This is a genomic window from Flavobacterium sp. P1_E4 (genome assembly GCF_056405915.1).
The window spans coordinates 64,285-76,425 of sequence record NZ_JBFUBE010000009.1 but is presented as its reverse complement, the minus strand read 5'-3'; the positions used below and the strand labels follow the sequence as shown (position 1 = coordinate 76,425).

The window sequence follows — 12,141 nt, the reverse complement described above, 5'->3', positions numbered from 1 at the left end:
AATTACAATATTAATTTTTTGAATTTTGCCATTGCCATTGAATTTTGCCATTGAAACTGAATTTTGAAATTGAAAATATGTTTGTAGCGCCAATAAATACCGATTTACTGCTCCAGGAAGCAACCAATGAAACACTTTATCTCAATTTGATTACTCAATTGAATAAGGATTTTAATTTGGCCAACGAAGCAATTGATTTTCCAAAAAGTATTACTCCAGATGAATTGAAAATTCAATTACACGAAAAAATATATAGACTCATTCAGTACAAATTTGCTGAGTACCTCAATTTGCTTTATATCATTGATGTTTCCGAAGACGAAATTAAAAAACTGGATGGTTCCGATTTAGTGATTCTTGCAGAACAAGTTGCTTTCTTAGTCTTAAAAAGAGAATGGCAAAAAGTGTGGTTCAGGAATAAATATAAATGATTTTAGAATGATGATTAACGATTTTTGATTGAGGATTGTAATCGTTTTAAAATATTATGGTTTTATTAAATTTTCTTTGTTGGTTGAATAAGCGATAAGTAGACTTGACCCTTTTTTTAATCTGAATTGCTTCGCCAGTTCGCTATCTCTTGGGTCTAAAATCGCTAATCAGAAATCTTTAAAAATAAGCTCTCACAAAAGGCATAAGCGCATCGCCATATACATTGTCATTTTCGTCATACAATACATTATAGGCAAGTCCCACGGTTACATTTCCTGTTCGATAACCCGCTCCAAGGAACAAAGCAGTATTCCAGAAATTATCGGTATAACCACTATAGCCATTATAGGCTTCGTAATGATTATTAACATAGGATTGATTTAAATTTATGGACAGCTGAATTTGTGGAATCGGATTAATGAAGGTGAGTATGCTGGCCCCGTAAATCCCTGAGTCGTAATAATTTTTTGAAGAAACATAGCTAGCTTGAAGACCTATACCAGTAGCAAGATAAGGGTTTATATTGTAAATTGCACTCGGGGCAACAGAGATTTCAGTGTATCCGCTGCCAAAACTTAATCCTAATCCGCCTCCAAATTGTACATTATTCCAAAACGGACTTCTCGATTGAGGAGTTTGCTGGTATTGAGCTATTACGTTTTCGTAAAAGAACAGGGTAAAAAAGATGAAAAGATACTTTGTTAGGGAAGAAAAGGTTGATTTTTTCATACTTCAGGCTTTTTTTAACAAATTTTTACGTAAAAGTACGTAAAAAAATAGATTTAAATAATTTGCTTTATTGTATTTTTGCCGAACTATTTAACAAAAGTATATTCAATAACAATATTATGGATAGGTTTTCATTTTTAAACGCAGCTCATACAGAATTTTTTGCTCAATTATACGATCAATATTTAGAAAATCCAGATAGCGTAGAACCAAGCTGGAGAAGTTTTTTCCAAGGTTTTGACTTTGGAATGACTACTTATAATGATGAAAATCCAGTTCAGCGAATTGTTGAGTATGTGGAGAGCAATACTGACTGCAGTTTGGTTTCGGATAAACTGCAAAAAGAATTCAATGTTTTAAAATTAATTGATGGATACCGCACACGTGGACATTTATTTACTAAAACAAATCCAGTTCGTGACCGTAGAACATATAGTCCGACTTTGGATATTGAAAACTTCGGATTAACAACTGCTGATCTTTCAACTGTTTTTGATGCAGCTAAGGTAATTGGTGTTCCTCCGTGTTCTTTGCAAGATATTGTAGCGCGCCTTGAAGCTATTTACTGTCAGTATATTGGGGTTGAATATATGTATATCAGGAATCCTGGTGTTGTAAAATGGATTCAAGACAAATTGGGCGTAAACAATAACCAGCCTAATTTCTCTGTTGAGGAAAAGAAAACAATCTTAAATAAATTAAATCAAGCAGTTTCTTTCGAGAACTTTTTGCATACCAAATATGTAGGGCAAAAACGTTTCTCATTAGAAGGAGGAGAATCTGTAATTCCAGCGCTTGATGCTTTGATTGAAAAAGCTGCGGAAAAAGGAGTAGAGCAGTTTGTGATGGGTATGGCTCACCGTGGACGTTTGAACGTTTTGGCTAACATTTTTGGAAAATCAACCCAAGATATCTTCGGTGAATTTGACGGAAAAGACTACGATCAGGAATACTTTGACGGAGATGTAAAATACCATTTAGGTCTTACTGCCGATAAAGTAACTAAATCGGGTAAAAAAATAAACATCAATTTGGCTCCAAATCCTTCGCATCTTGAAACAGTAGGTGCAGTAATCGAAGGAATTACAAGAGCAAAACAAGATAAGTATTTCGCAGATGATTTCTCTAAAGTCTTGCCTATTGCCGTTCACGGTGATGCTGCAATTGCAGGGCAGGGTATTTTGTATGAAATCATTCAAATGTCATTGCTAGACGGATACAAAACAGGCGGTACAATTCACATCGTAATCAATAACCAGGTTGGTTTTACCACTAATTACTTAGATGCTCGTTCTTCTACTTATTGTACAGATGTTGCCAAAGTAACACTTTCGCCAGTATTACACGTAAATGCAGATGATGCAGAGGCTGTTGTACATGCTATGTCTTTTGCGTTGGATTACAGAATGGAGTATGGACGTGACGTCTTTATCGATTTATTAGGATACAGAAAATACGGTCATAACGAAGGTGATGAACCTCGTTTTACACAACCTGTTTTATATAAAATCATTGCAAAACATCAAAATCCTAGAGATATTTATGCTGAAAAACTTTTGTCAGAAAGAGTTATTGATGCTAATTATGTAAATACAATTGAGAAAGAATACAAAAAAGATCTTGAAGAAAATTTAGAAGCCTCCCGCAAAAAAGGTCTGACAATCATTACTCCGTTTATGCAGAATGAATGGAAAGGATTCAACCAGGTTTCTGATGATGTGATGCTTCAAAAAGTAGATACCTCTTTTGCGAAAAAATCATTAGATTCTATTATCAAAACAGTATCGACTTTACCATCTGATAAAAAATTCATTAACAAAATAACCAAAATTGTTTCTGACAGAAAAGCAGGATATGATAATAATACAGTTGATTGGGGAACTGCCGAAACATTAGCTTACGGTTCTCTTTTGAGTGAAGGATTTGATGTTAGAATTTCAGGCCAGGACGTAGAGCGTGGTACATTCTCTCACCGGCATGCTGTAGTTAAAGTAGAAGATTCTGAAGAAGAAGTAATTTTATTGAACGCTATCGAAAACAAAAAAGGAAACTTTGGTATTTTCAATTCACATTTATCTGAGTATGGTGTTCTTGGCTTTGATTATGGTTATGCCTTAGCAAATCCAAATGCATTAACTATTTGGGAAGCACAATTTGGAGATTTCAGCAATGGAGCTCAAATTATGATTGACCAGTATATTTCTTGTGGTGAAGACAAATGGAACAATCAAAACGGTATTGTTTTATTATTGCCGCACGGATACGAAGGACAGGGAGCAGAGCATTCTTCTGCAAGAATGGAGCGTTACTTACAGCTTTGCGCCAGACATAATATGTATGTTGCCGACTGTACAACGCCAGCCAACTTCTTCCACTTGTTGAGAAGGCAAATGAAAACGACTTTCCGTAAGCCTTTAGTGGTATTCTCTCCAAAGAGTTTGTTGCGTGATCCAAGATGTGTTTCTACTGTAGAAGAATTAGCAAAAGGAAGTTTCCAGGAAACTATCGATGACGAAACAGTAAACAAAAAAGACATAAAAACATTGGTTTTCTGTACAGGTAAATTCTATTATGATATTGTTGCCGAAAGAGGAAACAATGGAAGAAATGATGTAGCGGTTGTTCGTATCGAGCAGTTATTCCCTTTCCCAGCTGAACAGATCAAAGCGATTATTGCTAAATATCCAAACGCTGACGATTATGTTTGGGCACAGGAAGAGCCTAAAAACATGGGAGCTTACAGCTTTATGCTGATGAATTTCGACTTTATCAAATGGAGATTGGCTTCATTAAAAGCGTATGCAGCACCAGCATCAGGAAGTTATACAAGAGCAAAACGTCGTCATGCAGATGCTATCAGGATGGTATTCGACAAAAATTTATTTAGATAATTAAGAATTGTTTCAAGTTTAAAGTTTCAGGTTTGTAAATGAACGACATGAAACTTTAAACAATTTAAACTTTAAACAAAGAATAAGATGATTTTAGAAATGAAAGTTCCATCACCAGGGGAATCAATCAAAGAAGTTGAAATTGCAACTTGGTTAGTAAAGGATGGAGATTATGTAGAAAAAGACCAAGCTATTGCTGAGGTTGATTCGGACAAAGCAACTCTTGAATTACCAGCAGAAGTAAGTGGAATTATCACGCTAAAAGCGGAAGAAGGAGATACTGTTGCTGTTGGAGCAGTAGTTTGTCTTATAGATACAGATGGGGCAAAACCATCTGGTTCAGCACCAGTTGCTGAAGTTGCTAAAACGGTAGAAGCTCCAAAAGCTGAAGTAAAAGTTGAGGCGCCAAAAGCGGCTCCTGTTGCTGCTTCTTATGCTGCAGGGACTCCGTCTCCAGCTGCTAAAAAAATATTGGAAGAGAAAAACATAGCTCCAGCTACTGTTACAGGAACTGGAAAAGCTGGAAGAATCACAAAGGATGATGCAGTAAATGCTGTGCCTTCTATGGGAACTCCAACTGGTGGTTCTCGTGGTACTGAAAGAACGAAATTATCTATGTTGCGTCGTAAAGTAGCTGAAAGATTGGTTGCTGCCAAAAACGAAACAGCAATGTTGACGACTTTCAACGAAGTAAACATGACGCCAATCAACTTGATTCGTAACGAATACAAAGATGCGTTCAAGGCAAAACATGGCGGACTTGGTTTAGGATATATGTCATTCTTTACTAAAGCTGTTACAAGAGCATTAGAATTGTATCCAGACGTAAACTCTATGATGGATGGTGATCATAAAATTGCTTTTGATTTTGCAGATATCTCTATTGCAGTTTCTGGACCAAAAGGATTAATGGTTCCTGTAGTTCGTAACGCTGAAAACTTGACTTTCCGTGGAGTTGAAGCTGAAATCAAAAGATTGGCTTTAAGAGCTCGTGATGGACAAATCACAGTTGATGATATGACTGGAGGAACGTTCACGATTACTAATGGTGGTGTTTTTGGAAGTATGTTATCTACGCCAATTATCAATCCTCCTCAATCTGGAATCCTTGGAATGCACAACATTATCGAGCGTCCAATTGCCGTAAACGGGAAAGTGGAAATTCACCCAATGATGTATGTGGCTCTTTCTTATGACCACAGAATTATCGACGGTCGTGAGTCTGTTGGTTTCTTGGTTGCTGTAAAAGAAGCTTTAGAAAACCCATTAGAATTGTTGATGGGTGGTAATGCTAAAAAAGCATTGGAATTGTAATTTAACAAATTCATAAAATAAAAAAAATCCGTCTCGTTCAAACGAGGCGGATTTTTTTGTTAATGGAATTTGAGATTAATCTTTTATCAGCTTCACTGTTTTTTCTGCTCCTTCAGATTTTATTTTTAGAAAATAAACACCTTTTGAGAAATTGGATAAGTCAATTTCGGAACGAAGACCGTTTATTTTTTTAGTCAGAAGTGTTTCTCCTTTAATGGAGATAAAGGTAACTTCATCGATATTCGAAGTATTCGAAATTGTCAAAACGTTTTTCACTGGATTTGGATAATAAGAGAAATTTTTGATAGTCAAATCGTCTGTGCCTAATGTGTTTGATTTTACAGTTACAGCCATTCTTTCTGTACTTTCAATTCCGTTTATGGTTTGGGAGGCATAATAGGTAGTTCCATCTACAATAACTGTTGTTAATGGCAAAGGAACTTCGCTTGTTTTACTCGTTTTTCCAGCCAAAGGGTCCTGATTGATGTACCATTTGATATTTTGACCATCAATGATAAGATCGGCTAGAGTTTGTCCAGGCTTAAATTCCAGAGTCAATTTGATTTGACCATTTATTAAAGGAGCCGGAGGATCAACTAAGGCATTCATCGTGATATAACATCCATTCACATCTGAAGTATTAACGATATAAGATCCCGGAGTTAATCCTGAGAAAATATTGTTCGTTGAAAATATATCTAAATTAGGTGATATTGCATATCTGTAATTACCAGCTCCGCCTGATGCATTGATAGTAATAGTTTGATTTTTTACCGTTGTGACAGTCATTAATGCAGTAGCTGGTTCTGAAATAATAACTTGAGTTGTTGTGAGGCACCCATTAGTGCTCTCCACAGTTATATTATGTGTACCAGCGTACAAATTAGTAAAAATCATACTGCTGTTGCCATTTATATATGGCCCGTTGTCTAGAGAATAAGTATATGGAGCGAGTCCACCTGTTACATTAGCTGTTATTGAGCCTGTATTGTCTCCTTTGCAAAGTACACTTGAATTAACCGTTGCTGAAACGGCAGGAGCATTCACAGGAGTTATTACTGCAACCATTGAAGTTGTATTGTTGTTAGTATCACGAACGTTTATGTTATAAATTCCAGATGTCAAACCAGTAAAAACATTTGAAGAAGTATAATTAATCCCATTGTCCAACGAATATTGATATGGGTCTATGCCTCCTGTAGCTTGAATAGTTATTATTCCAGTAGAATTATTACATGTTACTGGTGTAACATCAATGCTAACTACAAGTGAATTAGGGTTGTTAGCTGTAATAGTATTCGTTTGAAAGTAGATGCATCCGTTTGCATCTTTCACATAGACATCGTATGATCCTGCTTTTAAGCCTGTAAAAATTGTAGAATTTTGAAATGAAATAGGTGGTGTTCCGTTATTATATGTTATTGCATAAGTATAAGGAGCAACTCCTCCCGTAGCATTAAGTGTTATAGTTCCATCATCATCAGCACTTGTTGTTGAGTTTGTAGTGCTTACGGTCATTGATAAAATAGTAGGTTCTACAATGGCTGCAACCATAGTATATAGACATCCAATAGCATCTTTTACGCTTACATTATAATATCCGGCAGATAGATTATTAAAAAGATTACTTGAAACATAACCATTTCCTATTGAATATGTATAAGGCTCTGTTCCTCCAGTTGCTGTTAAAGTTATTTTTCCATCTTTGCTTTGTGAGCAGTATGGGTTCGTGGTCGTAAAAGTCGCAGACAAAGAAGAAGAAGGTGTAATAACAACAGATAAAGGAGCTAAACAGCCATTAGCGTCTTTAACAAATAAAGAATGATCCCCAGCAGTTAAACCAGTAGCAGTATTTACAGATGTAAAAGTGTTAGAGCCATCAAAAGAATAGAGGTAAGGTGTTTTTCCTGCAGTTGCACTAATAGTCACGGTGTCACTTTCTCCACAATTGGTAGCTTTAGTGATCACTGCGATTGCAGTTACAGATGTTGGTGGTGCTAATGTAATTGTGTTTGTTTGATTTATGGTATTAAGAGCATCTTTTACAGTGGTAGTATATGTTCCAGCAGTTAGATTGTTAAAAGTGTTATTCATTTGGTATGTTGCTCCTCCATTTATTGAATACATATATGGAGCTTTTCCACCAGTGCTAGTGATCATTACTGAGCCATTACTATCGCAATCTATTTCTTTGGTAATAGTTGCCACAGAAGTTAAAGCAGGTAAGATCGTTGCAGATAACATTGCTGTACAACCTTGGTAATCTTTTACTATAAAAGTATTGTCTCCTGGAGTTAAATTTGGAAAAATATTACTAGCTTGATAATTAATGCCGTCTAGGGAGTATTGATAAGGTATAGTTCCTCCAGTTGTAGTAATAATTGCCGTTTGAACATCAATCAATGCAGTTGTGTTTAAAGCCGTTGGTGTCGATATTGTATAGTTAATTGTACTTGCACAACCAGTAATAATATCTAAGACTTGTATAGTGTAAATTTCAGCGGGTAAATTATCGTAGTAATTGTTACTTGTATAAGCACTATTGTTTATTGAGTAAAGATATTGACGATTTTCGTCAGAGACATTAATTGTTAACGAAGTAGAGTCTCCTTTACATAGAATTGGTTTATTGGAAGCCGATACATTAATAGAGGGGAATACAGTGAGATCAAAATAATTCGTTGTTATATTTCCGTTATTATTAATTCTTCCATAAATTTTTGTTGTACCCGGAGCGCCAATATAATTGGTTGGGTTTACAATTACATTAGTATTATTTAATGCATCATCCAGGCTTAAATGATAACTTATAGTGGTTTCAGCAGGATTAAAATTGCCAATGAAATCTGCATTTAGCGAAGTCAGATTTAAAGGCTCGCCCGCGCAAATTGAAACATCGGTGACTTGAGCATGAAAAACAGTAGTAAGTAAGAATAGAAAACAAAGTAGAGTTTTTTTCATAGTAATAGATTTGTTAAAACTTGATCAGCAAATATAACTAAAAAAGTTTTCTTACTTTAAATAAAGACAATGATTGTAATAATCGATTATTCCTTTGCCTTTCATCAAAACATCTGCACCAATAATGCCATGTACAGGTTTTACTTTATAATGGGATAAGGCTTCATTGACATGTGATAAGTCGAAAATAACGAGATCTAGTTTGTTGTTTTTCCATTTGCCCAATTTTAGCTTGTTATCGGAGGATATTTGTGTTAACATGCCTGTTGCTCCTGCACCCGAAGCTTTGGTTTTGGAATTTTTGGCTTCCAATGCAAAATGCTCGATGCTTTCAAATCCCACACAGCTGTTGGAAGCGCCTGTATCCAGTATGAAATTTCCTTTTACGCCATTGATTTTTGCTTTAATCAAAAGGTGTTGTGTCTTGGTGACTTTAAATTTTATTTTTTTGTAATCTACCTTCTTTAACTTTTCGTGTAAATTCTTCATATTGGAAATGAATTGTTTGTAAAGTAAAAATAGTGTTATACTGGCTATGTTTCATTATTTGTTCCCTAAAAAATCAAATGGCTCTTTATGAAACTCCTTTTTTTGGAAAGCCCGCTTTTTAGAGTAATTTTGCAGCATTAAATTTTACACTTGGAAACAAAGGCAATACTTACCGATACCCATACCCATTTATATTCAGAAGAATTTGATTTGGACAGAAGCGAAATGATGCAACGAGCCATTGATAATGGTGTTACACGTTTTTTTGTTCCAGCGATAGATTCTACTTATACTCAGAGTATGTATGATTTGGAACGAGATTACCCTAATAATGTATTCTTGATGATGGGTTTGCATCCTACTTATGTTAAGGATAATTATCTAGAGGAATTAAGTCAGGTTGAAGCCGAATTGACTAAAAGAAAGTTTGTTGCAATTGGTGAAATAGGGATTGATTTATATTGGGATAAAACGCATTTGCCCGAACAACAAATCGCTTTTAGAAAACAAATTCAGCTGGCAAAACAATATAAACTTCCCATAGTGATTCATTGTCGTGAGGCTTTTGATGAAATATTCGAAATTTTGGAAGAGGAAAAATCACCTGAATTGTTTGGAATTTTTCATTGTTTCTCTGGAACTTATGAGCAGGCTTTACAAGCGATATCCTATAATATGAAATTGGGAATAGGTGGGGTTGTTACTTTTAAAAATGGAAAAATAGATCAATTTTTGAATAAAATCGATTTAAAACATATTGTTTTGGAAACAGATTCTCCTTATTTGGCTCCAATTCCTTATCGTGGCAAACGCAACGAAAGCAGCTATTTAATAAATGTTGTCGATAAATTAGCTCAAATATATGGCCTTTCGGCAAATGAGATAGCAGCCGTAACAACCGATAATTCTGCAGAAATATTCGGTATTTAATATCGATTTTCTGTAACTTTAATATTTTTTTTGTTCTTTTGTCCAACTAAATTGAAAACCAAAATGAATAAATTTGATGCGATTAGGTCTTTTTATGATTCCGAAATAAACGAAGGAATAATAAAAGTTATTGATCATCCGATGATGAAAGCTTTGATGAACTTTTGTTTTCCTGGAACAGAAGATGAAATTTGGAAAGAACAGCTTCGCAAAACTCATTCTATTCGTGATTTTCAATGCAACTTTATTTATTATGGAGTGCAACAGGTGTTGGAGAAAAGCTCGGAGGGTTTAACCACATCTGGTTTTGAAAAGTTAGAAAAAAACACTGCTTATCTTTTTATTTCAAATCATAGAGATATCGTTCTAGATACGACTTTGCTGAATTCTTCTTTGTTTGAGCATGGTTTGGATATGACTTCATCGGCTATTGGTGATAATTTGGTTAAAAAATCTTTTTTAAAAACATTAGCAAAACTAAACAGAAATTTTTTGGTTCAGCGTGGATTATCACCAAGAGAATTGCTGGTGAGTTCCAAATTGCTTTCTGAATATATGGCTCAGTTGTTGTTGCATGAAAATCGTTCGGTTTGGATTGCACAACGTGAGGGAAGAACCAAAGACGGAAATGACGAGACCAATCCTGGGGTTTTGAAAATGATTGCCATGGGATCTGATGAACCTAACATAATGGACTACTTTAAGAAAATTAAGATTGTTCCGGTTTCCATTTCATACGAATATGATCCAACAGATGCTTTAAAAATGCCACAGTTATTGGCTGAAGCAAATAATGAAATTTACAAGAAAGAAAAAAACGAAGATTTCAAGACTTTGTTAAGTGGAATCATTGGGCAAAAGAAAAGAATACATATACACGTAGGTGATGTTCTCGATACTGAGATAGATGATATTATTAAAAACGTAGATACTACAAACAAACAAGTGCAAGCATTGGCACAAGTGATTGACGATTCCATTTTGGCTAATTACAAATTGTGGACTACCAATTTTATTGCTTATGATATTTTGAACTGTTCGAATAGATTTTCTCATTTATATACCGAAAATGAAAAATTGCTTTTTGAGCGACGTTTAGAGATGAGAATTGATCATGAACATCCAGTTGCCAAACAAGGGTTTTTGGATATGTACGCGAATCCAGTTGTCAATAAATTGAAATATGTCGATGAACTCTAAGTCTAAAATTCTTTTGATTTATACCGGTGGAACGATTGGTATGAGAAAGGATTTTGAAACGGGAGCACTTAAGGCTTTCAATTTTAGCAAACTCCTTCATAATATTCCCGAATTAAAATTACTGGATTGCGAGATAGATACTTTTTCATTTGAAAATCCTATTGATTCTTCGAATATGAACCCTGAGCATTGGGCCGAAATTGCTCGTACAATTGAGAATAATTATACCAATTTTGATGGTTTTGTGGTACTTCATGGGTCTGATACCATGTCGTATTCAGCTTCGGCATTGAGTTTTATGCTCGAAAATCTTTCGAAACCTATCATTTTTACAGGCTCTCAATTACCTATTGGGGATTTGAGAACCGATGCTAAAGAAAATTTAATTACGGCGATTCAAATTGCTTCTTTACAAGAAAATGGGAAACCGTTAATTAAAGAGGTTTGCCTCTATTTTGAATACAAATTATACCGTGGAAATAGAACGGTCAAAATAAATGCTGAACATTTCAGGGCATTTATTTCTCCTAATTATCCTTTTTTGGTGGAGTCCGGAGTGCATTTAAAAATAAATTCGGAATTGTTTTTACCTTCAAATGATGGAGCTTCTTTAAAAGTTCATACGCATTTGGACAATAATGTAGCAATCATCAAAATGTTTCCGGGAATAAGTGGAACAGTACTCTCTGCAATTTTAAATATTGAAAGTTTAAAAGGAATTGTACTCGAAACATACGGAGCTGGAAATGCACCCACTGAAGATTGGTTTTTGGCGCTTTTGCAAAATGCAATAAATAGAGGTTTACATATTGTTAATGTTACACAATGTTCGATAGGCAGTGTTAGCATGGGACATTATGAAACGAGTACCACAATGAAAAAACTGGGAATTATTTCAGGAAAAGATATTACAACTGAAGCTGCAATTACCAAATTAATGTATTTATTGGGACAAAATATACCTTCGTCAGACTTCAAAAATGTATTCGAAACGTCGTTAAGGGGAGAAATGCAATAATATTGATTTTTTTATTTCCGAAATTCATTTTTTTTAATGTTCTTTGCACACCAAAATAATAGAGAGGTGTCCGAGTGGTTGAAGGAGCTAGCCTGGAAAGCTAGTATATGGGTAACTGTATCGAGGGTTCGAATCCCTTCCTCTCTGCAAGAAAAAAAGCGTTGTGTCAAATTAGAT

9 protein-coding genes and 1 tRNA gene are annotated in these 12,141 nt (G+C 35.0%); 7 read left to right on the top strand and 3 right to left on the bottom strand.

The window, feature by feature from the left end; all coding sequences use genetic code 11:
* The first annotated feature begins 77 nt into the window (after positions 1 to 77).
* Complete coding sequence (locus tag AC1DY0_RS10655; protein ID WP_477188584.1) at positions 78 to 431, top strand: hypothetical protein; 354 nt, start codon at positions 78 to 80, stop codon at positions 429 to 431.
* Positions 432 to 609: 178 nt separating this feature from the next.
* Here the strand turns inward: AC1DY0_RS10655 and AC1DY0_RS10650 are convergent, their stop codons facing one another.
* The gene (locus AC1DY0_RS10650; protein WP_477188583.1) at positions 610 to 1,161 is read right to left on the bottom strand and encodes a hypothetical protein; all 552 of its coding nucleotides are present in this window, start codon (positions 1,159 to 1,161) and stop codon (positions 610 to 612) included.
* A 119-nt stretch (positions 1,162 to 1,280) separates the two neighbouring features.
* Here AC1DY0_RS10650 and AC1DY0_RS10645 point away from each other — a divergent pair, with 119 nt between their 5' ends.
* On the top strand, positions 1,281 to 4,052 hold the full coding sequence (locus tag AC1DY0_RS10645; RefSeq protein WP_477188582.1) for a 2-oxoglutarate dehydrogenase E1 component: 2,772 nt from the start codon (positions 1,281 to 1,283) through the stop codon (positions 4,050 to 4,052).
* Between the two features lie 87 nt (positions 4,053 to 4,139).
* Complete coding sequence (gene odhB / locus AC1DY0_RS10640) at positions 4,140 to 5,366, top strand: 2-oxoglutarate dehydrogenase complex dihydrolipoyllysine-residue succinyltransferase (protein ID WP_477188581.1); 1,227 nt, start codon at positions 4,140 to 4,142, stop codon at positions 5,364 to 5,366.
* A gap of 75 nt (positions 5,367 to 5,441) precedes the next feature.
* Here odhB and AC1DY0_RS10635 read toward each other — a convergent pair whose 3' ends face one another.
* Complete coding sequence (locus tag AC1DY0_RS10635; RefSeq protein WP_477188580.1) at positions 5,442 to 8,327, bottom strand: T9SS type A sorting domain-containing protein; 2,886 nt, start codon at positions 8,325 to 8,327, stop codon at positions 5,442 to 5,444.
* A gap of 51 nt (positions 8,328 to 8,378) precedes the next feature.
* Positions 8,379 to 8,816, bottom strand: coding sequence for a retropepsin-like aspartic protease (locus tag AC1DY0_RS10630; RefSeq protein ID WP_477188579.1), 438 nt, complete (start codon positions 8,814 to 8,816; stop codon positions 8,379 to 8,381).
* Between the two features lie 150 nt (positions 8,817 to 8,966).
* On the opposite strand from AC1DY0_RS10630, the gene AC1DY0_RS10625 reads away from it, so the two are divergent.
* The 4 genes from AC1DY0_RS10625 to AC1DY0_RS10610 all read left to right on the top strand — a co-directional run bounded on the left by AC1DY0_RS10625 (position 8,967) and on the right by AC1DY0_RS10610 (position 12,111).
* Positions 8,967 to 9,746 carry a TatD family hydrolase gene (locus tag AC1DY0_RS10625; RefSeq protein WP_477188578.1) on the top strand — a complete coding sequence of 260 codons (780 nt, stop codon included), beginning with the start codon at positions 8,967 to 8,969 and terminating at the stop codon, positions 9,744 to 9,746.
* A gap of 63 nt (positions 9,747 to 9,809) precedes the next feature.
* Positions 9,810 to 10,946, top strand: coding sequence for a 1-acyl-sn-glycerol-3-phosphate acyltransferase (locus tag AC1DY0_RS10620; protein ID WP_477188577.1), 1,137 nt, complete (start codon positions 9,810 to 9,812; stop codon positions 10,944 to 10,946).
* The gene (locus AC1DY0_RS10615; protein ID WP_477188576.1) at positions 10,936 to 11,964 is read left to right on the top strand and encodes an asparaginase; all 1,029 of its coding nucleotides are present in this window, start codon (positions 10,936 to 10,938) and stop codon (positions 11,962 to 11,964) included. The genes AC1DY0_RS10620 and AC1DY0_RS10615 overlap by 11 nt, the downstream gene beginning before the upstream one ends.
* A 60-nt stretch (positions 11,965 to 12,024) precedes the next feature.
* Positions 12,025 to 12,111: transfer RNA gene (locus AC1DY0_RS10610), tRNA-Ser, on the top strand.
* Positions 12,112 to 12,141: the final 30 nt, after the last annotated feature.